This is a genomic window from Roseixanthobacter psychrophilus, from assembly GCF_043195195.1.
GTDB lineage: Bacteria > Pseudomonadota > Alphaproteobacteria > Rhizobiales > Xanthobacteraceae > NCEH01.
In genome coordinates this window covers 103,036-124,833 of the sequence record NZ_JBAFWT010000008.1, presented here as the reverse complement: position 1 = coordinate 124,833, position 21,798 = coordinate 103,036, and the positions used below count along the sequence as shown (strand labels likewise).

At 65.0% G+C, this 21,798-nt stretch carries 20 protein-coding genes; 2 read left to right on the top strand and 18 right to left on the bottom strand.

Translation table 11 applies throughout. The annotated features are described in order from the left end of the window. Positions 1-42: 42 nt before the first annotated feature. Positions 43-1,836 carry a sulfoacetaldehyde acetyltransferase gene (gene xsc / locus V5F77_RS10395; protein ID WP_429005276.1) on the bottom strand — a complete coding sequence of 598 codons (1,794 nt, stop codon included), beginning with the start codon at positions 1,834-1,836 and terminating at the stop codon, positions 43-45. 313 nt (positions 1,837-2,149) lie between these two features. Here xsc and V5F77_RS10390 point away from each other — a divergent pair, with 313 nt between their 5' ends. Next, the gene (locus tag V5F77_RS10390) at positions 2,150-2,911 is read left to right on the top strand and encodes an IclR family transcriptional regulator (RefSeq protein WP_429005275.1); all 762 of its coding nucleotides are present in this window, start codon (positions 2,150-2,152) and stop codon (positions 2,909-2,911) included. 367 nt (positions 2,912-3,278) lie between these two features. Here the strand turns inward: V5F77_RS10390 and benD are convergent, their stop codons facing one another. From benD to V5F77_RS10365, 5 genes are all read right to left on the bottom strand, one after another. After that, complete coding sequence (benD, locus tag V5F77_RS10385) at positions 3,279-4,079, bottom strand: benzoate diol dehydrogenase BenD (protein ID WP_429005274.1); 801 nt, start codon at positions 4,077-4,079, stop codon at positions 3,279-3,281. A 66-nt stretch (positions 4,080-4,145) separates the two neighbouring features. Then, positions 4,146-5,075, bottom strand: a complete 930-nt coding sequence (locus tag V5F77_RS10380) for a dioxygenase family protein (RefSeq protein WP_429005273.1) — start codon at positions 5,073-5,075, stop codon at positions 4,146-4,148. 53 nt (positions 5,076-5,128) lie between these two features. After that, on the bottom strand, positions 5,129-6,301 hold the full coding sequence (locus V5F77_RS10375) for a muconate/chloromuconate family cycloisomerase (RefSeq protein WP_429005272.1): 1,173 nt from the start codon (positions 6,299-6,301) through the stop codon (positions 5,129-5,131). Positions 6,302-6,380: 79 nt separating this feature from the next. Continuing rightward, positions 6,381-7,730, bottom strand: a complete 1,350-nt coding sequence (locus V5F77_RS10370; RefSeq protein ID WP_429005271.1) for an MFS transporter — start codon at positions 7,728-7,730, stop codon at positions 6,381-6,383. 9 nt (positions 7,731-7,739) lie between these two features. Continuing rightward, the gene (locus V5F77_RS10365; protein WP_429005270.1) at positions 7,740-7,988 is read right to left on the bottom strand and encodes a hypothetical protein; all 249 of its coding nucleotides are present in this window, start codon (positions 7,986-7,988) and stop codon (positions 7,740-7,742) included. 459 nt (positions 7,989-8,447) lie between these two features. On the opposite strand from V5F77_RS10365, the gene V5F77_RS10360 reads away from it, so the two are divergent. Next, positions 8,448-9,332 (top strand): LysR family transcriptional regulator, encoded by an 885-nt coding sequence (locus tag V5F77_RS10360; RefSeq protein WP_429005269.1) that lies wholly within the window; start codon positions 8,448-8,450, stop codon positions 9,330-9,332. Between the two features lie 212 nt (positions 9,333-9,544). Here V5F77_RS10360 and V5F77_RS10355 read toward each other — a convergent pair whose 3' ends face one another. The 12 genes from V5F77_RS10355 to V5F77_RS10300 all read right to left on the bottom strand — a co-directional run bounded on the left by V5F77_RS10355 (position 9,545) and on the right by V5F77_RS10300 (position 21,648). After that, the gene (locus tag V5F77_RS10355; RefSeq protein WP_429005268.1) at positions 9,545-9,835 is read right to left on the bottom strand and encodes a hypothetical protein; all 291 of its coding nucleotides are present in this window, start codon (positions 9,833-9,835) and stop codon (positions 9,545-9,547) included. Positions 9,836-9,996: 161 nt separating this feature from the next. Further along, complete coding sequence (arsC, locus tag V5F77_RS10350; protein WP_429005267.1) at positions 9,997-10,431, bottom strand: arsenate reductase (glutaredoxin); 435 nt, start codon at positions 10,429-10,431, stop codon at positions 9,997-9,999. 17 nt (positions 10,432-10,448) lie between these two features. Next, on the bottom strand, positions 10,449-11,267 hold the full coding sequence (gene phnE / locus V5F77_RS10345) for a phosphonate ABC transporter, permease protein PhnE (protein WP_429005266.1): 819 nt from the start codon (positions 11,265-11,267) through the stop codon (positions 10,449-10,451). Beyond that, on the bottom strand, positions 11,267-12,073 hold the full coding sequence (gene phnE / locus V5F77_RS10340; RefSeq protein WP_429005265.1) for a phosphonate ABC transporter, permease protein PhnE: 807 nt from the start codon (positions 12,071-12,073) through the stop codon (positions 11,267-11,269). Before phnE (V5F77_RS10340) ends, phnE (V5F77_RS10345) begins: the two co-directional genes overlap by 1 nt. After that, a complete protein-coding gene (gene phnC, locus V5F77_RS10335) occupies positions 12,070-12,924 on the bottom strand; it encodes a phosphonate ABC transporter ATP-binding protein (protein WP_429005264.1) in 855 nt (284 codons plus the stop codon). Before phnC ends, phnE (V5F77_RS10340) begins: the two co-directional genes overlap by 4 nt. A 25-nt stretch (positions 12,925-12,949) precedes the next feature. Beyond that, complete coding sequence (gene phnD, locus V5F77_RS10330) at positions 12,950-13,885, bottom strand: phosphate/phosphite/phosphonate ABC transporter substrate-binding protein (protein WP_429005309.1); 936 nt, start codon at positions 13,883-13,885, stop codon at positions 12,950-12,952. 104 nt (positions 13,886-13,989) lie between these two features. Next, complete coding sequence (arsJ, locus tag V5F77_RS10325) at positions 13,990-15,267, bottom strand: organoarsenical effux MFS transporter ArsJ (protein WP_429005263.1); 1,278 nt, start codon at positions 15,265-15,267, stop codon at positions 13,990-13,992. After that, positions 15,267-16,307, bottom strand: a complete 1,041-nt coding sequence (locus V5F77_RS10320) for an ArsJ-associated glyceraldehyde-3-phosphate dehydrogenase (protein WP_429005262.1) — start codon at positions 16,305-16,307, stop codon at positions 15,267-15,269. Before V5F77_RS10320 ends, arsJ begins: the two co-directional genes overlap by 1 nt. Positions 16,308-16,394: 87 nt before the next feature. After that, entirely contained in the window at positions 16,395-17,285 is an 891-nt protein-coding gene (locus V5F77_RS10315; RefSeq protein ID WP_429005261.1) for an arsenate reductase/protein-tyrosine-phosphatase family protein, read from the bottom strand. A gap of 51 nt (positions 17,286-17,336) precedes the next feature. Beyond that, positions 17,337-18,365, bottom strand: a complete 1,029-nt coding sequence (gene pstS / locus V5F77_RS10310; protein ID WP_429005260.1) for a phosphate ABC transporter substrate-binding protein PstS — start codon at positions 18,363-18,365, stop codon at positions 17,337-17,339. A 287-nt stretch (positions 18,366-18,652) separates the two neighbouring features. After that, positions 18,653-21,115: an arsenate reductase (azurin) large subunit gene (locus V5F77_RS10305; RefSeq protein ID WP_429005259.1), complete on the bottom strand. Its 2,463-nt coding sequence runs from the start codon at positions 21,113-21,115 to the stop codon at positions 18,653-18,655. Positions 21,116-21,126: 11 nt separating this feature from the next. Continuing rightward, entirely contained in the window at positions 21,127-21,648 is a 522-nt protein-coding gene (locus V5F77_RS10300) for an arsenate reductase (azurin) small subunit (RefSeq protein ID WP_429005258.1), read from the bottom strand. Between the last annotated feature and the right edge of the window lie 150 nt (positions 21,649-21,798).

Genomic DNA, 21,798 nt, shown 5'->3' with positions numbered 1-21,798 from the left:
GCCTTGGCGCCCACCCAGCCGGGACCCGGGGGCTCGTGAATTTCACTCGGCCGCTTCAGCCCAGATCGGCCGTTGCGGGCGCATGTCGGCCTTGTCGATGCCGGCGACACGCACCGGCTTCTTCATGGCATCGCGGCGGAAGGGCTCGCCCAGTTCCTGGTTCAGGATGATCTCGATGAAGGTGGTGATCCCCTTCTTCTGGTCCTCGGCCGCCGTTTTCAGTGCCTCGGTGACCTCCTGCGGGGTGCGCGCCGCCACGCCCTTGAAGCCGCAGGCCTCCGCGATCTTCGCGTAGCTCAGCTTGAGGTCGAGCTCGGTGCCGACGAAGTTGTTGTCGTACCAGAGCGTCGTGTTGCGCTTCTCCGCACCCCACTGATAGTTGCGGAACACCACCATGGTGATGGCTGGCCATTCCTCGCGACCGATGGAGGTCATCTCGTTGATGGAGATGCCGAACGCTCCGTCGCCCGCAAAGCCGAACACCGGGGTGTCGGGGGCGCCGATCTTCGCGCCGATGATGGATGGGAAGCCGTAGCCGCAGGGTCCGAACATGCCCGGCGCGAGATATCTGCGCCCCGCCTCGAAGGTGGGATAGGCATTGCCGATGGCGCAGTTGTTGCCGATGTCCGTGGAGACGATGGCATCGTGCGGCAGGCCCACCTGGATGGCCCGCCAGGCTTCGCGGGGCGACATGCGGTCCTTATCCCGCTCGCGGGCGTCGGCATTCCAGCGGGTGCCCGGATCGTCGTCCTCGTGGTCCATGGAGGACAGCGCCTGCAGCCAGGCGGACTTGGTGCGGTGGATCAGCGCCTTGCGCTCCTCGCGGCCGGTATCGCCCGCTGCGTTGGAGAGCTGGTCGAGGATCTGCTGAGCCACCTGCTTGGCGTCGCCGCAAATGCCCACCGAGATCTTCTTGGTAAGGCCGATGCGGTCGGCATTGATGTCGACCTGGATGATCTTGGCGTCTTTCGGCCAGTAGTCGATGCCGTATCCGGGCAGTGTCGAAAAGGGATTGAGACGGGTGCCCAGCGCCAGCACCACGTCCGCCTGCGCGATGAGCTCCATCGCCGCCTTCGAGCCGTTATAGCCGAGCGGCCCCACCGCCAAGGGATGGCTGCCGGGGAAGGAATCATTGTGCTGGTAGCCGCAGCACACCGGCGCCGACAGGCGCTCGGCCAAAGCCGCGGATTCGCCGATGGCTTCGCCGATCACCACGCCGCCGCCATTGAGGATAACCGGGAACTTGGCTTCCGACAGGAGCTTGGCCGCTTCCGCGATAGCGCCCTTGCCGCCCGAGGAGTGCTCGAGTCGCACGATCTGCGGCAGCTCGATGTCGATCTGCTGGGTCCACATGTCCCGCGGCACGTTCATCTGCGCCGGAGCGCAGCCGCGCCAAGCCTTCTCGATAACCCGGTTCAGGACCTCGGCGACGCGGGAGGGATCGCGCAGCTCTTCCTGGTAGCAGACCATGTCGCGGAACAGGGCCATCTGCTCCACTTCCTGGAAGCCGCCCTGGCCGATGGTCTTGTTGGCCGCCTGGGGGGTCACCAGCAGCATGGGAGTATGATTCCAGTAAGCGGTCTTCATGGCGGTCACGAAGCCGGTGACGCCAGGGCCGTTCTGGGCGATGGCCATGGCCATCTTTCCAGTCACGCGGCTGTAGCCATCGCAGATGAGGCCTGCATTGGTCTCATGGGCGCAGTCCCAGAAGCAGATGCCGGCGGCGGGGAACAGGTCGGACACGGGCATCATGGCCGAGCCGATGATGCCGAAGGCATGCTCGATGCCGTGCATCTGCAGAACTTTTACAAACGCCTCTTCGGTGGTCATCTTCATGGTGCTTCTCCTTGGCCGGGCGGACTGACACGGACATCACCCGCGCGAGGCGGCGCCCGGTGCGAGGTCCCAAAATCGGTACGTCCCTCAGTTCTTTGCGACGTCTCGTCGGATCACGCGGCGACCGTGGCCGGTGCCAGTGCGCCCTCCCTTGACTTTAGCCATGGAGTTCATCGCTAGCTTCCGCGGAACATGCGGCCTTCGAACCGACGCCGCACGCCGGAAATCTGACCGCTGTCGATCCTCGCCGCAAGAGATAGTTTCAATTTTTAGCTCAAAATGCGATAAAAAACGGAATATGAGATCTGAGAAGATGGACGATATCCCTGACGCCCCACCCGCAATGAAGGCATTCGGCCTCCTGGAGGTCATCGCCTCCATGGACCATGCCCCGACGCTGGCGGAGCTTACAGAAGTGGCGGACCTTCCGAAGCCGACCCTTCACCGGTGGCTGGCGATGCTGGAGAACGCCGATCTGATCCACCGCCTGCCCGATGGGCGCCGCTATGAGCTGGCGTCGCGGGCGACCACGCTCGCCTTCTCCATCCTCGCGAACAGCCCGGGCTCGGTGCGGCGTCATCAGATCCTGCAGAAGGTGGCCGCCGACCTCGGGGAATCCTGCAATTTCACCGTGCTACAGGGCTATGAGGTAGTCTATCTCGACCGTGTCGAGGCCTCCTTGCCCTTGCGGGTCGCGTTCCAGAAGGGCTCCCATGTGCCGGCTCACTGCTCGGCGTCGGGCAAATTGTTCCTGGCCATGATGTCGCCGGCCAAGCGCTTACGGCTGCTGCACGCGACGAGCCTTGAGCGTTACACTCCCAACACCCTTACCGATCTGGCCGCGCTCGACGAAGAGTTTGCTCAGGTGAAACGGCAAGGCTACGCGCTGGACGATGAGGAATTCCTCTCCGGCCTTTTCTGCATCTCCGTGCCCATATTCGATCTCGCCCGGGGCGAATGCGTGGCTGCCTTGGCGCTCCAAGCCCCCATCGTGCGCCTGTCCCGCGCCAATGCCGATGAGCGCCTTCCCGCGCTCCGATCGGCAGCGGAGGCCCTGGCGACAACGCTGACATGACCTGAACTTTCGATCGGAGAGCACACCAACATCGATGCTGGAGATGAGCGCTTCCCAACCCTTGTCGCTATGGAGGATGCGGGCGGCGGGCATCTGCTTCAGGAGAGCCGACCCCGCCGTGCAATCAACGACTTGGGCTCCGGTGAGCAGGAAGGCGATTGGCCGATAGTAGCGGCCCGTCAGCGCGTGGATCCGTGAGCCAGAAACGATCCCGATTCAACCGTGCTTCCTCCCGGAAGCCGTGAATTACGCCAAGCCCGCGAAGACAACCATTTTATGGGTCCCAGCCCTGGACTGCACGCCCTGCACGCAATGGCGCTGGCGATGACGAGCGCGACGCGGGCAGGACCCGTGGTCAAGGCATGCCTCACCCCTGGTCGCCGCCGCCGACGGGCAGCACGGTCCCCGTGATGTAAGAGGCCTCGTCCGAGGCGAGGAACAGGATCGCCGCCGCGATCTCGCGAAGCTCGCCGTAGCGGCCGAGATGGGTCGCGCGTACGGTCTGATCCACCACGTCCTGTATCCAGGCCTTGTCCTGCTCGGTGGGGACATCCGAGCCGCGAGGGATGCGGCGGGGTGGGGCGGTGACCCCCCCCGACGCGACAGCATTGACCCGGATTCCCGTGCCGGCGAGCTCGAAGGCAAGTGAGGCGGTGAGCGCATTTACTCCACCCTTCGACGCCGAATACGGGATCCGGTTGATGCCCTTCGTGGAGATGGAGGAGACATTGACGATCGCGCCGCGCTCCTGCGCGAGTAGGTAGGGCAGCACGGTCCGGCAGCCCCACAGGGTGGGGAACAGCGAGCGGCTGATCTCCGCCGTAATCTGGCGTTCGTCGAACTCCTGGAACGGCCGCATCCAGATGGCACCGCCCACGTTCGTCACCAGCACGTCGATGGCGCCGAACGTGGCATTGGCGTGCGCCATCACACGTTCATTGGCCGCATATGTCTCGAGGTCCTCCTCCAGTGCCGTGACGCGGCCGGCCCCGTGCGCCGCCTCGATCTCCCGCGCCACCTCCTGCACGAGGCCGGAGCGGTCCACGATGACGAGGCGCGCGCCTTCAGCCGCGGCGTCGAGAGCGACCTGCTTGCCCACGCCCTGCGCCGCGCCGGTGACGACGACGCTCTTGCCCTCGAAGCGTGGGGCGGGTGTCGGATGTGCCATGAAGTGTCCTCCGGGGCGCTTGCGGCCCGTCAGCACGGGCTCGCCTTGCTGGATGGGGTCGAGGGCTCAGTGAGCCGGGACGTGGGTGCGGTTCACCACCGTCTGCGGGGCATTCTCGCGCTCCTTCGTCAGCACGATGTCGAAACCGGTGCGGGCGAAGGGCTGATTGAGCCCGGCGGCGTGGATCTCCTCGGCACTGGTGACGCGCTCCAGCGCGACGACTAGCTCGTCGCGGGTGCCGAAGGCGAAATCCGTGTAGAGATACTTGTCACCGATGAAGTTGAACTGCGTCGTCAGCTGCCGGTGGCCCGGGGCCGAAATGAAATAGTGGACGTGCGCGGGGCGCTCGGCATGGCGGCCAAAGGCCATCATCAGCTGGCGCGTGGCGCTCTCTGGCGGGCAACCGTAGCCGTTCGGAACGATCGTGCGGGCGCGGTAGCGACCGTTCTCGTCCGTTTCGATGCGGCGCCGCAGATTGTAGGGCGCCTGCTCGCCATCGATGAAGGAATAGCCGCCCTTGGAATTGGCGTGCCAGATGTCCACGATGGCCCCGGGGATGGGCTTTCCATCCTCGTCTGTCACTTGGCCCTCGATGATGAATATCTCTCCGGGGTCGGTGCCGTCGTCCATCCGAGCCTCGCCCTTGGAGAGCGGCGCGCCGGCGACGTAAAGCGGTCCCTCGATGGTGCGGAGGGTGCCGCCGGCGAGGCCGGCGAGGCGTTCCGCCTCGTCCAGGCGCAGGTCGAGGAAATGCTCAATCGCGACGCCGGGCACCAGCAGGCCCAGTTCGTCGTTCTTTGCCGCCTTGCCGATGAAAGCGACTGCGGCCCAGAACTCGTCCATCGAGACATCGCACTCGTCGATGATCTGCATGATGCGATAGAGAAGCTTCTCCGTTACTTCCTTGACGCGCGCGTTGCCCTCGTCGGTGTCGGCGCCCGCAGCGCGCGCTGCAAGGGCCTTCATTTCATGGTCGGGGATCAGGTTTGCAGGCATGGCGTTTCCTAGTTTATTTGATTGACGCGGATGATGAGAGAAAAGACCCTCGCCTAGTGCCCTGGCTTCGTGCTGGCAACGACGTGGAGCGAACGCTCCGCGCGGTCGCGGCGGAAGCGGTTCAGCTGCTGCTCGCAGAGCTTCACGCCGAGACCGGGGCCGGTGGGGACGGCGAGGCCGAAGTCAGCATAGTCCAGCGGCGTCTCCAGTATTTCCTCGGTGAGCAGGAGGGGACCGAACAACTCCGTGCCCCATTCGAGCCGTCCGAGGGTGGAGAAGAGGTGCGCGGATGCGGCCGTACCGATGCCGCCTTCCAGCATGGTGCCGCCGTAAAGGCCGATACCGGCGGCTTCCGCGATGGCGGCCACCCGCCCTGTGGCGAACAGCCCTCCCGACTGCTCGATCTTAAGCGCGAACACGTCGGCCGCCGCGTTGGCGGCAAGGGCGAATGCGCTCTCCGGCCCGGTGAGCGCCTCGTCCGCCATGATGGCGACCGAGGTCTCGCGCGCGAGGCGGGCGAGACCGGCCACGTTGCGCAGGGCGATGGGCTGCTCGATGAGGTCCACGCCTGCGTCCGCCAGCAAAGGCAGCATGGCGGAGGCGGTGGCCTCGGACCACGCCTGGTTCACATCCACCCGCACCGAGGCGCGCGGGCCCAGCGCCCGCTTGATGGCGGCGACATGGGCGACGTTGGCCCTCGGGTCGCCCCTGCCGATCTTGAGTTTGAATATGTTGTGGCGACGCCGCGCCAGCATATCCTCCGCCTCGGCGATGTCGCGCTCGGTGTCTCCACTCGCCAGAGTCCAGGCAACGGGCAGGCGGTCGTGCTGGCGACCGCCGAGCAGCTCCGACATGGGAAGCCCCACGCGCTGGCCCACGGCGTCCAGCAAGGCGGTTTCGACGGCACACTTGGCGAAATGATTCCCCTGCACCGAGGTGGCGATGGTTGCCATGGCACGGGCGACGCGGGTCGGATCGCAGGCGAGCAGGAGAGGTGCCATATAGGTGTCGATGGCAAGCTTCATCCCCTCAGGGCTTTCCGCCCCGTAGGCGAGGCCACCGATGGTCGTACCTTCGCCGATGCCCACGATGCCGTCCGACATCCACAGCCGCACGATCATCATGACCTGATGGCGCATGGTCGCCATCGCCAGCTGATGCGGGCGAATGGTTGGCAGGTCGACGAGAAAGGTCTCGATCTGCTGGACTCTCACGGCCTCGGACACTGTTTTGCTCCTGGATTCTCGGCGAGGAAGGGGAGAGGCGACCGCGATGGCGTGTCGCGGTCGCCTCGGGACGCCGACCTCAGTGGGCGGTGGGGACTGGGACGGCATTCTCCTCGCCGGCGGGGCGCACCATCATCGTGGCGAGCGCGGCGATGGCGAGCGGGATGGCCAGCGTCATGAAGTAGCCGGACGGCCCGGCACCCGAGAGCAACTGCCCGCCGATGGCGGAGCCAACGATGGCACCCGAGCGACCGATGCCAATGCCCCAGCCGGTGGCGGTGGCACGCAGCTGCGTCGGATAGGCGTTGGCGATCAGGTAGTTGAGCACGAGCTGCTGGCCGCCGATGCCGAAGCCGGCGAGTGCGATGAGCGCGAAGACCACCGGCCAGCGATCCCCAGCCATGCCGAGGCCGATGGCGACGCCGATCCCGACCAGGAACATGAATACCAGCAACTTGCGCGGATCGACCTTCGGCAGGAAGGACGAGAGCGGTAGTGCCATGGCGATGAAGGCGGCGTTGACCGTCACGGTGCCGTAGGCTGCTTGCGCCTTCTCGAGACCGAGGGCCGTCAGCGCAGTGGGCAGCCACTGGAGCAGCAGGAACCAAGCGATCCAGTTGAACAGGTAGACGGCCGAGATCGCAAGCGTGACATTGCGGTAGCGATTCTCGAACAGGCCGGCAATGGAGCCAGCATGCTGCACCTTAGCCGGGCTGACGAGGCGCACGTCGGCGGGGATGGACTGGCCGGTCATCTGCTGCAGCAGTTTGCGGGCCTGGGCCTGGCCGTCATTCTCCTTGCGTGAGATGAGATAGGCGGGGGATTCCGGCAGCAGGAAATAGATCACCGCCATCAGCGCCAGGGGGATCGCGCCGCCGAGTAGGAAGATGCCGCGCCAGCCCAGCACCGGCAGCCAGCTGGCCGCGATGAGGCCGCCCAGCATGGCGCCGGCCGGAAGGCCGAGCAGCACGCCGGTAATCATCATGCCGCGCTTGGAGGCGGTGCTGTATTCACCCGCGAGCGCCAGCAGCGAGGGGGTGGCGCCGCCCATGCCGAGGCCGATCAGGAAGCGCAGCACGATGATCTGCGTCGGCGAGGTGGCATAGGCGCCCATCAGCGAGAACAGACCGAAGAGAAAGACCGCGATCAGAATGGCCTTGCGGCGCCCGAAGCGGTCACCGAAGCTGCCGAGACCGATGGCTCCGAGGGTCATGCCGATGATGCTGGCGGTGATGACCCACGTCATCTCCGCCGGCTTCATGCCGAATTCCTGGGCGATGGCCGGGCCGATGAAGGCGATGGACTGGGTGTCGAAGCCATCGAGAAGGGCGATTACGAAGCACACCCCCACGACCGCCCAGCGGCGGCCCGTCATCGAGCCGGCATCAATGATATCCTTGATGTCCTTTGTGGTGGTTGGACTCGGCATGGTGTCTCCTCACATGTTCTGTTGTTGTGGAAAGGACGTGGCGAGGGCTCGGCGCAGCTCGGCGGCAACGCCCTCCGGCCGGCCCACCGCGAGAAGGTGGGCTGCGGGGTCTTCCTGCTCCGCGAGGATCGGAGTGGGCAAGCGCACCAACTCCTGGATCGGGCGCAGGTCCATCCGTCCGACGGCCTCGCAGTCGTCGGCGTAGCCGTCCACGTCTATGGAGTGGAAACCGCCCGCGACGGCCTCGACCGCCGCCAAGCCGGGTCCCACGGCGGTGCATGGCAGCCGCGCGCCTGAAGGTGCTTCCACACCGGCATGATCAGGCGTCCGCGCCCGGATAGCGGCGCCTGGCGCCACTCCTGTCCGAGGACCCATGGATGCCGCCTCGACCGGCGCATGTATGGCGGATGGTTGACATGACCCCTCCCACGGCTTGCGCGCCGTGATTCTGGTTCGAAGCGGGGCCTTGCGGCGCCTCTGATCGAACGTTTCTTCCCGGCGAGGAAGTTACGCGCGAGCGCTAAGGGGAGATAAGATCAATTTGGTGTATTTTCATACCTTATAGGTATAGTCGCAGGTATGGGCTCTGGGACAATGCGTGTCTTATCCGCGCATATTGGCGTCTGAATGCATCGTAACCGTAGCCGGCCGGAGACGAAGGGCGGGGCGCCGCCATCATACTCGACGGGTATCCGTCACATGGAGCGGGAGCGGACCATGGACCTGCGCCACCTGCGCTACTTCACCACCGTCGCCCTGGAAGGCTCGTTCAGCCGCGCGGCGGAGAAGCTCAACATGGCGCAGCCGCCGCTCAGCCGGCAGATCCAGCAGTTGGAGGATGAGCTTGGCGTCCGTCTGCTGAACCGCGGCCGACCGCTCACGCTGACGGACGCCGGGCGCCATCTCTTCGAGCAGGGCGCACAGGTGCTTCAGCGTGTGGAGGAAATAAAGGCCACCACCCGGCGCATCGGGATGCGCATTGTGTTTCAGTTCAACATCGGCTTCGTCGCATCCACCCTTTACGACACGCTTCCCGAACTGATCCGCGAGTTCCGCATTCACTCGCCGGAGGTGGAGGTGCAACTCATCGAGATGACAACGCTGGAGCAGATCGCCGCCCTCAAGGACGGGCGCATCGACGTAGGCTTCGGCCGGCTGCGCTTCGAGGACGACGCGCTGGTGCGCGAGGTGCTGCGCGAGGAGCCGCTGTGCGTCGCCATCGCCGAGTCGCATGAGCTCAAGGCTGCCACGGATCGCCCACGGTTCGCGGACCTCGAAGCCGAACCCTTGATCCTTTACCCCCACTCGCCACGGCCCAGCTATGCTGACCAAGTGCTGTCCTTCTATCGCGAGGCGGGGGTCACGCCGCGCATCGGCATGGAAGCGCGCGACGTGCAGACTGCACTGGGGCTGGTGGCCTCGGGCGTGGGAGTCTGCGTGGTTCCGGCCTCCATCCGTCGTCTTGGCCGCAGCGACGTGCGCTTCCTCGACATCGACGAGCCGTTTTCAAGCCCCATCATTGTGAGCCACCGCCGCAATGACAGCTCCGCCCTGCTGCGGCAGCTTCTCCAGCTCACACAGCGGCTGAAGACGCGCGGGTGAAAGCGCGCCGCACCCTTCACGCGGCGTGTCTTCACCCGCCATTCCGGCTAAGGCGTGCCCTTGCGTCTTCGCACCGGCATCAGGGAGGTGCCCGGCGCCCGGGCCGGCCCGGACGGCAGGCAGGCGGCGCACAGATCAGAACGCGCGGCGCTGGGATGCGTGGGCGCCCGCAACTGCCCTCTCGCCGGTTCCGGGTGCGGTGCGCCCGCGCTTTACCACCAGCGCCAGCCACGCTCCGGCTCGTAGCAGGTGTAGCCGATGAAGCACTGAGGATTGTCCCGGCTGCGCACCCACTGCGGCCGCAAGGCTTCACCCGGCATGCAGAAGGTGATGTCGCGCACATAGCGGTCGAATGTGGTGGGGGAGGTGCTCAACAGAACGGCGCCGCGGCTGTTCACCAGCCCCGCCACGCTCGCGCATGCCATCGTGTAGCTGGCGGGCCGCGCCGCCGCCGCCGAAATCCCGGCGCACAGCAGCATAAGGCTCAGAATTATCCTGTTCACGGTCTTTCCTCCGGCAGGAGTGAAGCGTCGCGCCACCACGCTTCCTCAATAAGCCGGCACGGGCGTTACAGTTCCACCGGGACATCAGACCGCCCCACTGGACCTGCTCATCGCCCCTGGCCATCAGAAAGGGGAGAGGGCGGCCATAAGTGTCCTTGGCTTTAACAAACGCGCCGTCCCTCGGCGTCGATCACCACTTCCCCGTCCTCCTTGGTGAATGGCCGCTTCTGCGGCATGGGAAGAATGTCCAGGACCCTTTCCGATGGCCGGCACAGCCGCACGCCGAGCGGCGTGAAGACGAACGGCCGGTTGATGAGGATGGGGTGGGCCATCATGGCATCAAGGAGGGCATCGTCGGTGAGGGCGGGGTCGTCGAGGCCGAGTTTGGCATAGGGCGTGCCCTTCTGGCGGGTCGCGGCGCGCACCGTGAGGCCCGCCGCGGCGATGGCGGCGGCCACCTCCTCTCGCGCGGGCGGCGTCTTGAGATATTCGACGACGACCGGCTCGATGCCGGCATTGCGGATCATGGCGAGCGTGTTGCGCGAGGTGCCGCAGGCCGGGTTGTGCCAGATGGTGACATGGGGCGGCTCGGTCATCGTTCAGGCTCCGAGGATCAGATGATGGCGTGGCGGACCTTGGCGGATACCCATTCGCTCAGCACCACCGTGGCGAGGATTAGCAGCAGGATCAGCGTCACCTGCGGCCAGGCCAGCGTATTGAGCGAGCTTTCCAGATTCAGCCCGATTCCCCCCGCGCCCACGAGCCCCAGCACGGTAGATTCGCGGATGTTGATATCCCAGCGGAATACGCTGATGCCGGCGAAGGCGGGCATGATCTGCGGCACGATCCCGTAGGCGAGGGTCTGGGCGCCCGAGGCGCCGGTGGCGCGGATCGCCTCCACCTGGCGCTCGTCGATCTCCTCGATGGCCTCGTAGAGCAGCTTGCCGATGAAGCCGATGGAGCGCAGCGCGATGGCGACAATGCCCGCCAGAACGCCGGGCCCCAGGATCGCCACCAGCAGCAGCGCCCAGATGATGGAATTGATGGAGCGCGAGGCGACGATGAGGAACAATGCCAGAGGCCGTATGAAGGCGGCGCTGGGCGTGGTGTTGCGCGCCGCAAGGAAAGCCACCGGCACTGACAGAGCAATGGCGGCCAACGTGCCGAGGGTGGCGATGTTGAGCGTGTCCCACAAAGGCTTGAGCAGCGCCGGAAAATAGGACCAGCGCGGCGGCACCATGCGCCCGCCGATGTCGGCGGCCTGGGTAGGAGCGTCCCAGACGAAGGCCCAGATCGTGCCTTCCGTCATCACCCGCCAACAGAACACGGTGAAAGCCACGGCGATGAGCCAGCCGAACCACGCGGCGATCTGGCCACGCGGGGTGCGCCGTTGCCAGGATTTGCGGCCTTCGGGAAGGGCGATGACGGGCATTATTTCACCCGCCCGCGTATGATGCCGGAGACATATTCGCTCGCCATGACGATGGCGATGATGAGGATGAGAATGGCGGCGGCGCTGTCGAATTCGTAGCGGTCGATGGCGGTGTTGAGCGTCGCCCCGATCCCGCCCGCGCCGACGATGCCGACCACGGCGGATTCGCGGAAATTGATGTCGAGCCGGTAGAGCGACAGCCCGAGAAGGCGCGGCGCCACTTGGGGCAGAACGCCGAAGGCGATCAGCGACGGCCACGGCGACCCGGTGGCGCGGATCGCCTCCACGGGGGCGGGGTCTATGTCCTCAATGTCTTCCGCCAGCAGCTTGGAGAGGAAACCGATGGTGGCGAAGGACAAGGTGAGGAAGCCCGCGAACGGGCCAAATCCCACCATGGCCACTAGAAAGATGGCGACGATGATTTCCTGCAGGGAGCGCGACACGGCGATGATCGCCCGGCACAGATAATAGACCGGCCGCGGCACCAGGTTGCGCGCGGCGCCGATGCCGATCGGAATCGAGATCGCGATGCCCACCACGGTGGAGGTCACCGTCATGGTCAGGCTCTCGATCATGCCCTGGACGATGTCGTCCCAGCGTCGCGAGAAATTTGGCTCCAGGAAGCCCGAGACGAAGCGCAGGCCGCGCGCCCAGCCATCCGACAGGCGTGCCCAATTGACCTCGACGCTGCCGAAGGCGAGTGCGAGATAGAGTGCCGCGCCGGCGAGCAGCGCATAACGCAGCCAGGGATTGGCGATAAACGGCGAAGGGCGCCAGCGGCGCGCGAGGGCAGGATCGGCGTTCACAATGCCCTCGCGACGGCGGTGGGCGTCGTCTGTGCTCGCACGAGCCGGGCCGCATCCTGGGCGGCGGCTTCTTCGACCGCATCGTCCTCGGCTTCGCGAATGGTGCGCGACCAGTCTTCTTCGCCATAGATGGCGGTGAGGGCCGCCGTATCGAGTGCGTCCGGAGGGCCGTCGAACACGACGCGCCCGGCCTTGAGGCCGATGATGCGCTGAACGAACATCTGCGCCAGCGCCACGTCGTGGATGTTGACGATGGCCGCAAGCTGGCGCTCGGCGCAGACCTCCACGATCAGGCGCATGATCTGGCGGGAGGTCTTGGGATCGAGGCTGGCGGTGGGCTCGTCCACGAGCAGAATGTCGGGTTCCTGTACCAGCGCGCGCGCGATGCCGACGCGCTGGCGCTGGCCGCCGGAGAGCTCATCGGCCCTCTTGTCCACGTGATCCATCAGTCCGACGCGATCCAGCACGGCGAAGGCCCGGTCAATGTCGGCTTGGGGAAACCGGCGCAGGAAGGCGCGCCAGAAGCCCACATAGCCGAGCCGCCCGGAGAGAACGTTCTCCATGACGGTCAGGCGTTCCACCAGGGCATATTCTTGGAAGATCATGCCCATGCGCCGCCGCGCGCGGCGCAGGCCCGCCCCGCCGAGGCGGGTGATCTCGGTGTCGCCCAGGCGGATGGAGCCGGACGAGGGCTCCACCAGCCGGTTCACGCAGCGGATGAGGGTCGACTTGCCGGCACCAGAGGGACCGATCAGCCCAACCACTTGGCCGGCGGGAATGCCGAGCGAAACATCGTCGAGGGCCTTGTCCCCCTTGGCGTAGCGCTTGGACAGGCCGGCGATGGTCAGCATCCCGCAATCTCTCTCTCGCCGGAGCTTACTTGCAGGTGTAGCTGACGCCCATGGCGTCATCGATCTGCCGCACCACTGCCCAAGTGTCCTTGAAAGTGATGGGGATGAACTTCTCCTGCGGCGGCTCGGCGGACTGGAACTCCTTCTGCAGGGCTGTTCCCTCCCAGTTGAAGCCGAAGAACGCCTCTTTCACCTTGGCGGCCAGCTCGGGCTTCAGATTGTAGACATAGCCGTAGCCGGTGGTGGGAAAGGTCTGTGACTTGTAGATCGTCACCACCTGCTCGGGCTTGATGACGCCGCGGGCGATCATGCGCTTCATCACCGAATTGGCGACCGCCGCTGCCGGATAGTCCTTGTTGGCCACGCCGATGATGGAATTGTCGTGCTTGCCGGAGAACACCGGCTCGAAGTCCTTGCCCGCCTCCATGCCGAACTGGGACTTCAATAGCGCGGACGGCGCCTTGTAGCCGGAATTGGAGGTCTCCGAGGTGAAGGCCAGCTTCTTGCCCTTGATGTCCTCGACCTTGGTGATGCCGGAGCCGGGATAGGTGATGATCTCCATCTCGTAGCCGTAGGCGCCGTCCTTCGCCGCCATCATGGTGAAGGGCACGAAGCCGGCGCAGGCTACCGCGATGGGGTTGGAGCCGGTATTGAAACCGGCCACGTGCAGGCGCCCGGCGCGCATGGCTTCCAACTGCGCGGCATTGGACTGCACGGGGAAGAACTGCACCTTCTTGCCCGTCACCTTGGCGAGATGATCGAGGAATTCCTGCCACACCTTGGCGTAGACGGCAGGATCCTCCACCGGGGTATAGGCGAAGATGAGGGTGTCGGGGTCCAGCTGCTTCGCCGGGTCGGACGGCGTATCAGCCACCATGTCGCCGTTGGCGTCGGTGAAGCGCGGATCGAGCTTGAACTCGGCATGGGCAAAACTGGGGGTCAGCATGGTCGCCGCGAGCATGGCGGCACACGTCAGGGAGCGCAGGAGCGACATGGCTTCATCTCCGATTGGATCGCAGGTTCAATACGACTGTTGTGTGACGCGCCGACTACGACGCAGCGGGATCAACCGCCCGCCGGGGCGCGGCGCGGGTTTGTGTTCTCGGCGGCATTGGCATGGGTCGGCAGCAGCAAGGTTGTCAGCAAGCAGACGGCGAGCATCAGGGCCGACCCACCCAAGCAGGCGAAGATTCCGCCAATCTGGTAGAGCAGGCCGGAAAGTAACGTGCCGATGAACCGTCCGGCGGCATTGGCCGCATAGTAAAAGCCGACGTCCTCGGCGGCCTTCTCCGATCCGGCATAGGCCAGGATCAGGTAGGAGTGCAGGGAGGAGTTCACGGCGAACGCGATGCCGAAAATGGATAGGCCCGCCACCAGCACGACGTCCGCATGGGGCGGTGCGAAGGCAAGCCAGCCTGCCATCGCGACCGGAATCAGGGTGAGGGCGAGGGCCCACCATCGCGCTGCGGGGACCTCCCGGGAGAGCCCGTCCGGACTGCGGGTCACGACGGCGGGTGCGGCAGCTTGGACGATGCCGTAGCCGATGGTCCACAGGGCCAGGAAGCCGCCCACCATGATGAAGGTCCAGCCAGACCCGTAGAGGAAGACCGGCACGCCGACGACGAACCAGACGTCGCGCGCGCCAAACAGGGCCACGCGGGCCAGGGCGAGCAGGTTCACGCCCCGGTTCTTGGCAAAGAGCTCCTTCATGCTCTTGCTTGACTTCGCTTTTCCCAACATGGGCGGCAACGACAAGACGACACCGGCCAGGACGAGGGCGAGCGCGCCAGCCATCAGCCACAGTGCGGGACGGAAGCCGATGAGTTCGAGGAGCGCGCCGCCGAGCAGAAAGCCGAACCCCTTCATGGCGTTCTTCGATCCGGTGAACCACGCCACCCAGCGGAATAGGCGGCTGTTCGCGTTACCCCCTTTGGCGTCGGCCTCGGTCACCTTGATGGCGGACTTGGATGCGGTCTTGGTCAGATCCTTGGCGACGCCGCAGACGCCCTGCGCGGCGACGACCCAGGGGACCAGCAGGGCGGTCTCCCAGGACGGGGAGACCGCCGACAGGATCAGAAAGCCGGAGATCTGCGTCGTCAGGCCGACCGTGAGCATGCGCGTGATGCCGAAGCGGCCCGCGAGCCAGCCGCCGATGAAGTTCGCCCCGATGCCGGCCGCCTCGTAGAGCACGAAGAGAAAGGCGAGCGTGAAGGGCGAATAGCCGAGCTTGAAGAAGGTGAAGAGCACGATCATCCGGAGCGCGCCGTCCGTCAGCGTGAAGCCCCAATAGGCGGCTGTCACGATGGCGTAGTTGCGGATGCCGGAGGAGGAGGGGGCTGCCATCACAGCCCCGCCTGTTCGAGATGGCAGGCCAAGTCCACCATACGGCAGGCATAGCCCATCTCGTTGTCGTACCAAGCATAGACCTTGAGCAGGGTGCCGTCGGTCACCAGCGTCGAGGGGCCGTCCACGATAGAGGAGCGGGTGTCGCGGGCATAGTCCGCCGAAACCAAGGGACGCGGCTCGAAGCCGAGGATGCCGTTGAGCGCGCCGGAGGCCGCCTCGGCGAACAAAGCGTTCACCTCCTGCGCCGTCGTCTCGCGGTTGAGCTCGAACACGCAATCGGTGAGCGAGGCGTTGAGCACCGGGGCGCGCACTGCATGGCCGTTCAGCTTGCCCTTCAGTTCGGGATAGATGAGGGCGATGGCGGTGGCGCTGCCCGTCGTGGTGGGCTGAAGCGAGAGCATGGCCGAGCGGGCGCGGCGCAGATCCTTGTGGGGCGCATCCACGACCACGTTGGTGTTGGTGGGATCATGGATGGTGGTGATCTGACCATGGCGGATGCCGATGGCCTCATGCACCACCTTCACCACCGGGGCGAGGCAGTTGGTGGTGCAGGAGGCGGCGGTAACGATGGGGTGCTTCTCGCGGTCATAGAGATGCTCGTTGACCCCCACCACCACGTTGAGCACAGAGGGATCTTTCACCGGCGCGGCGACGATGACCCGCTTGGCGCCGCGCTTGAAGTGGCCTTCGAGCACCTGCGGCGTCAGGAACTTGCCCGTGGATTCCAGCACCACGTCTACGCCAAGATCACCCCAGGGGATGTCATCGGGGGCGGCATGGGAGGAAAAGGACAGGGTCTTTTCCCCGATGCGCACGCTTGCCTCATCAAAAGAGATGGGCGCGCGCCAGCGGCCTTGCACGCTGTCGAATTCAAGGAGATGGGCGATGGCTTCGGCGCCGCCCTTGATCTCATTGAGATGGACAATGTCGAGCCGGTTATTGCCGCGGGGGTCGTTGTCCGGGCGGTGCGCCGCCCCCATGGCCGCGCGCAGCGACAGCCGTCCGATGCGGCCGAGGCCGTTGATCCCTACTCTCATGGCACCGTCAGTCCCTGTGATCTTGAGAAGGTAAGCTTTGCCGCGATGGCCTCGGGCGTCTGGCGTGGCCGGCGGCGTCCGCTGTCGTTACGCGGCTTGTCCCGAGAGCGTGAGGTCCGTCGCGCCCTCCATCTTCCCGATCTCGCCGATGCGTTCCTTGAGCGAACCAAGATCGAGCTGCTCGAACGGCAGGTTGACAAAGGCGGAGACGCGCCCGGCAAGATGGCGATAGGTGGCGAGGAAGGCCGCCTTCTGCTCCACTTCGGTTCCCTTCACCAGGATCGGGTCGGGAAGGCCCCAATGGGCCTGCAGGGGATGACCAGGGAAAGCCGGGCAGATTTCGCCTGCCGCTGCGTCGCACGTGGTGATGATGAAATCCATCTCCGGTGCGTCCGCCACGGCGAACCCGTCCCAGCTCTTGGACGCCAAGTTCACCGTGTCGTAGCCGAGCGATCCCAGCAGATCGAGCGTCATGGGATGCGGCTTGCGTTTCGGTCGGCTGCCGGCCGAATAGGCTCTGAAGCGGCCGCGGCCCTCCCGGTTCAGCAACGCCTCCGCGATCACCGAACGCGCAGAATTGCCGGAGCACACCAGCAGGACACTGTAGACACGATCATTGGCAGCCGCAGGGCGCACCTGCGGAAATGCGGACTGCACGGCGCCGCGCCGAGAGGTGAGCGTGAAGCCCATCTCGCTCATGAGGTGCCCCAGCGCGGGGGCGGCGAGCACAAGGCTCGCCGCATAGATGATGGACCGACCCTCGCGGCGCGCCGTGACAAGGTTGGCGCGTTCAAGCAAAGCGAGATGGGTAGACATTGTGTTGTGCGGCACCGCGAGAAGGCGGGCGATGTCGCCGGCGGGCAAGCCGTAGGGGGCATAGCGCAGCAGGAGGCGATAGGTCTCGAAACGCGTGCCTTGCGACAGCGCATCGAAGATCTTGATCGTGTCTTCCGCGTTGAGCCTCGTTTCATCCATCATTTTCCGCCTTCTCAAACGGCCTGTAGGAAACGCCCGCGCCGTACAGTGCTCTCAGGCCCCGCCCTTAAAGGTTTTTGCCCAATAGTCCTTCACCTGCTGAACCAGAGCCGGCGGCAAGGGAACGTAACCCAGCTCCGAAGCATATTTCTCGCCCTCGCCCAGGGCAAAGCGCCAGAATTCAAAGGTGGCCTGACTGTTGGCGGGAACCTTCGGCTCCTTGTACATCAGCGCGAACGTGGTCGCGGCGATGGGGTAGGCGCCTTCAGCGGTGGAATCGTTGATGATGACGAAGAAGTCCTTCGCATTCGCCCAGTCGAAGCTCATCGCTGCAGCCTGGAACGACGCCGCGCTCGGTGCGATGAACTTGCCCGCCCGGTTCTGCACAAGTCCATAAGCAAGCTTCGCTTGAACCACATACGTATATTCGACATAGCCGATGGCGTTGGCGACCCGCTTGACCTCTGTGGAAACCCCTTCGTTGCCGCGCGCGCCGGTTCCCACCGGCCATGCGACCGCGCTGCCTTCGCCCACCTGCTGTTTCCATTCCGGGCTTGCCTTGGCAAGGTAGGACACCCAGTTGAACGTGGTGCCGGAGCCGTCGGAACGGTGCACCACCGCGATCTTGGCGTCGGGCAGCTTGATGTCGGGATTGAGGGCCTTGATGGCAGGATCAGACCAGGTTGCGACCTTGCCGAGATAGATGTCGGCTAGAAGGGAGCCGGTGAAGCGGATCTGGCCGGGCGCCACGCCCTCCAAATTGTACACGGGCACAACGCCACCGAACACGATGGGGAACTGGCCAAGGCCATATTTCTCCAATTCCTCCGGCTTCAGCGGCTTGTCGGAGGCGCCGAAATCCACGACGCCGTCCCTGATGCGGTTGACCCCCGCAGAGGAGCCCACCGATTGGTATCCGACCAGGTGGCCCGTGCGCTCGCGGAATGTCTCGGCCCACTTCCAGATGATGGGATAGGCAAAGGTGGAGCCGGCGCCCCGTACTTCCGCCGCATGCGCGACAGGCGTGAGCGTGGATAGGGCCGCGAGCGCCGCTGCGGCTGTCAAGGCAAGTATGCGATTCACGGCTGGCCTCCCTTGCGTCCTCCCGACACCCCATTCGGGTGCTGCCCGAATGAGTCATTATGTCGATAGGTATGGACAGATCGATATCCGACGTTCGTGTCAGGCGTGTGACGCCGCGCGGCGCCTGTGCCCATCGGCTCCGGTGGATATGATGTGACCAACCGCATCTTCACCAACCCGACCGAGGAGCGCACGCGCGCCTACATCACCGGCCCGTTGGGCTGAGATGTTTGGCTCGGGGGGAGGGGGACGGCCGACGCCTGGGCGCCGGCCGATGGCGTGCGCCGTCAGACAGGATATTCCTTCGACTTGAAGGTCAGGTGCCGCACCCCTTCAGGTGCGTCCGCGATCTTGCGGATGTTGCCCCACGTCTGCTTGTAGTTGGGGATGATATCCTCATTGACCCCGGCTGAGACCGTATTGCCCTGCACGCCGGTCGGAAAGCCAAACAGCATGAAAGTCTCCTTCCGCTTCGCCGTGGGTGTGGGATAGGCCATGGCCTGGGTCGAGCCGTTCTCGTTGTAGACTTCCACGAGATCCCCGCTCTTCAGGCCGAGTTCGCCCATGTCCTGGGGGTTCATCTCGATGAAAGGATAGGGCCAGCGGTCCATCACCAATTCGTTCTCGACGTCGAGATAGGCGCTCTGCCAGACGAGGTTCGCCCGCCCGTTATTGATGAGGAAGGCGAATTTATCCTTCTCCGCCTGCTTGCCGGGGGCCTGGAGCCCGCGCCATTTGGTTTCGGCGAACACCGCCTTGCCATCGGGCTTGTTGAACTTGCCATCGGCAAACAGCCGCTTGGTGCCGACGATCTTGCCATCTGCGAAGGCCGTGGCGGGCTCCTGGAAGCCGTTGGTGCCCATGGTCCGCAGGCGATCATAGGTGACGAACGTGCCGCCCTTTTCATTCTTGGCGTAGCCGTCCATGAAGGCGTCTTCCTCGGTCTTCCAATCGAAGCCCTTGAACTTGTCCGCCACCTCTGTCTTCCCCATGGAACGGAACACCCGCTCCATGTGATTGGCGATCCGTGCGGCGATGAGGCAATCAGGCATGGCCTGGCCCGGCGGGTCCATGTAGCGTTCGGTGAGGCGCATGCGCCGCTCGCCGTTCATGGAGGTCAGGTTCATCTCGCCGGAGGTGGCGGCGGGCAGCATCACATGGGCCGCCGCGCCGATATGGGTCGGCACGATGTCCACATCGACGCTGAACAGCCCGCCTTTGCGGATGGCGCCCATGATGGCGGCCACCATGGCGTCGCGGTCGCCATAAGGAACCCCATTCATCGCGTCCTTCACGAGGTCCGTGCGGGTCTTGTACGCACGCTTGAAGGCCATGGCGTTCAGCGTGGTCTTGTAATGATCGCAGCCCCAAATGTGGTGCACGCCGCCCTTGCCCTCGATCAGCAGCTTGTCCACATAGGCCGCCGGCCGGCCCACATGGGCGTCGGACGGGCGGCAATAGCCCTCCTGGTGGCCGCCCATGCGCACGCAGCCGCCGCCCGGACGGCCGATATTGCCGGTGGCGAGGGCGAGATTTACCAGCGCCTGATTGGTGCGGTAATTGTCATTGCCCCAGATGAGGCCCTTCTCATAGGCGAACATGGCGCGCCGGCGTGCCGCGCCGGCCTTGGGCTCGGCGATCCATGTGACTGCCTTGATGATATCCGCTTCGCTGAGGCCGGTAGCGCTCGCCGCTTCCGCCACGCTCACCTTGTTCGCGGCCAGGGCCTTGTCGAAATCCTTCGTGGAGGCGGCGATAAAGCCCTTGTCGATCCACCCCTTCTCTGCCGCATAAGTGAGCCAGGCATTGAACAGGATCAGGTCGGTTCCCGAATTCAGCGCGAGATGGAGCACGTTTTCCTTGCCCGCTTCCACCTCGCAGGCATTCGCCGTGACGGTGCGGCGCGGATCAACAATGACGATGCGTGCCTTTGCCACCGGCTCGCTGCCAAACTCCGCCTTCTTCTTGTCGAGAGAGGTTCCGCGCAGATTGGGGACCCAGTGGTTGAGGAAATAATTGGTCTGGGTTTCGAGCGCATTGGTGCCCACCGCCACGAGCGTGTCGGCAAGTTCCGCGTCCTCGTAGCAATTGTTGAGTTCACCCACCCCCATGTCGCGCGAGCCGTGGACTTCGGAATTGTAGGCCGGGCGATTGTGGATGCGGATGTTTTTGACCTTCATGGCGCCGAAATAGAGCTTTCCGGTACCCCAGGTGTTCTCGTATCCGCCACCCGCGCCGCCGTGATCGAAGGCGGACACGAACAGACCGTCCTCGCCTTGTTCCGCGATGACCGCGGCGGTGACCCGCGCGACGAGGTCGAGGGCGTCATCCCAGCTTGTGGGCTGGAGCTGCCCGTAGCGCCAGACTTGAGGATCGGTGAGGCGCTGGAGCTGGGTGTTGCGCTGACGTGAATAGCTCATCTCCGCGATCCGGGCCCCGCGCACGGAGCCGAGGCCGGAATTCACGACGCATGCCTTGTCGGGCTTGATAACGATGTGCACGTCCCGCCCGCTCTGCCTGACGATGTTGTACATGGACGGCGCATACCAAGCGGCGGTTTCTGCCGGCTGCTGCTTGGAAAGATCGACGCCGAAAGCATTCTCGCTCGGTGCCGTGCCGCCCTCGTATCGGGCGTCCCAGCTATAGGCCTTGTAGCCGCAGCCGACGATGCAATAGTGGCAGACGACGTTATGGACGGTCGCATTGGCCGGGATGATGGGCAATTGGCCGATCTGGCGCTTGTAAGCCATGGTGTCCTCCCTCAGAGCACGTTCGAAAGGCGGCCGTAGAGCAGCTCATCCACGCCTTCGGCATAGATGTCGCCCTTCGCGTCCACACGCAGCGCGTATTGCGGCAAGTTCTGCGTTGACTGGCCCCAGATCTGCTGCCCTCCCTTCTCGCAATCGAAACGCGAATAATGGCCAGGGCAGTTCAAAGTCTTGTCTGTCGTGCTGAATGAAAGCGGGAAACCCTTGTGCGGGCAGACGGCGGTGAAGCCGACGATGTCTCCGTCGGGGCCCGCGCCCCCGGGCACACGTGTCCCGAGCTTCAGCAGCACGCCGGGCGCATCGGCGTCCGGATAGGCCACATCCAGCGGCTCGTTGAGCTTCAGGTCGGTCACATTGGCAAGCCGGTTGGCGGGATATTTCACCAGCGCGAGCGAAGGGGCCGCCTTGGCTTGGGCAGGCAGGACGGCGGCGACGGCGGCGCCTGCGGTCGCAAGGCCGGCGCCGGTCAGGAAGCTGCGGCGGCCGGCATCGATGAGGCTCGGACATCTCTTCATGGAAGCTCCTCCCAGAGGGTAGTGGTCCTTTCGGACGCAAAACACCCTGCAGAAGCCGCGCCATGCGGAGCAGGGGAGAGAATTCAATGATTTAAGGCGCGGGCCAAGGCGTGCACGTCCGCCATCCCGAACATGCTGCGGCGCCGTCTG

Coding starts and splice junctions, on each gene's coding strand:
- V5F77_RS10360 (WP_429005269.1), top strand. CDS start 8,448: ATGGACCTGCGCCACCTGCGCTACTTCACCACCGTCGCCCTGGAAGGC.
- arsJ (WP_429005263.1), bottom strand. CDS start 15,267: ATGGCAGCCCCCTCCTCCTCCGGCATCCGCAACTACGCCATCGTGACA.
- phnC (WP_429005264.1), bottom strand. CDS start 12,924: ATGCTGACCATCGCCGGCCTGTCCAAGCGCTACGCCAAGGGGGACAAG.
- V5F77_RS10370 (WP_429005271.1), bottom strand. CDS start 7,730: ATGCCGAGTCCAACCACCACAAAGGACATCAAGGATATCATTGATGCC.
- phnD (WP_429005309.1), bottom strand. CDS start 13,885: ATGCTCGCGGCGACCATGCTGACCCCCAGTTTTGCCCATGCCGAGTTC.
- V5F77_RS10315 (WP_429005261.1), bottom strand. CDS start 17,285: ATGATGGATGAAACGAGGCTCAACGCGGAAGACACGATCAAGATCTTC.
- V5F77_RS10380 (WP_429005273.1), bottom strand. CDS start 5,075: ATGCCTGCAAACCTGATCCCCGACCATGAAATGAAGGCCCTTGCAGCG.
- V5F77_RS10300 (WP_429005258.1), bottom strand. CDS start 21,648: ATGAAGAGATGTCCGAGCCTCATCGATGCCGGCCGCCGCAGCTTCCTG.
- V5F77_RS10305 (WP_429005259.1), bottom strand. CDS start 21,115: ATGGCTTACAAGCGCCAGATCGGCCAATTGCCCATCATCCCGGCCAAT.
- arsC (WP_429005267.1), bottom strand. CDS start 10,431: ATGACCGAGCCGCCCCATGTCACCATCTGGCACAACCCGGCCTGCGGC.
- phnE (WP_429005266.1), bottom strand. CDS start 11,267: ATGCCCGTCATCGCCCTTCCCGAAGGCCGCAAATCCTGGCAACGGCGC.
- V5F77_RS10390 (WP_429005275.1), top strand. CDS start 2,150: ATGGACGATATCCCTGACGCCCCACCCGCAATGAAGGCATTCGGCCTC.
- V5F77_RS10320 (WP_429005262.1), bottom strand. CDS start 16,307: ATGAGAGTAGGGATCAACGGCCTCGGCCGCATCGGACGGCTGTCGCTG.
- benD (WP_429005274.1), bottom strand. CDS start 4,079: ATGGCACATCCGACACCCGCCCCACGCTTCGAGGGCAAGAGCGTCGTC.
- xsc (WP_429005276.1), bottom strand. CDS start 1,836: ATGAAGATGACCACCGAAGAGGCGTTTGTAAAAGTTCTGCAGATGCAC.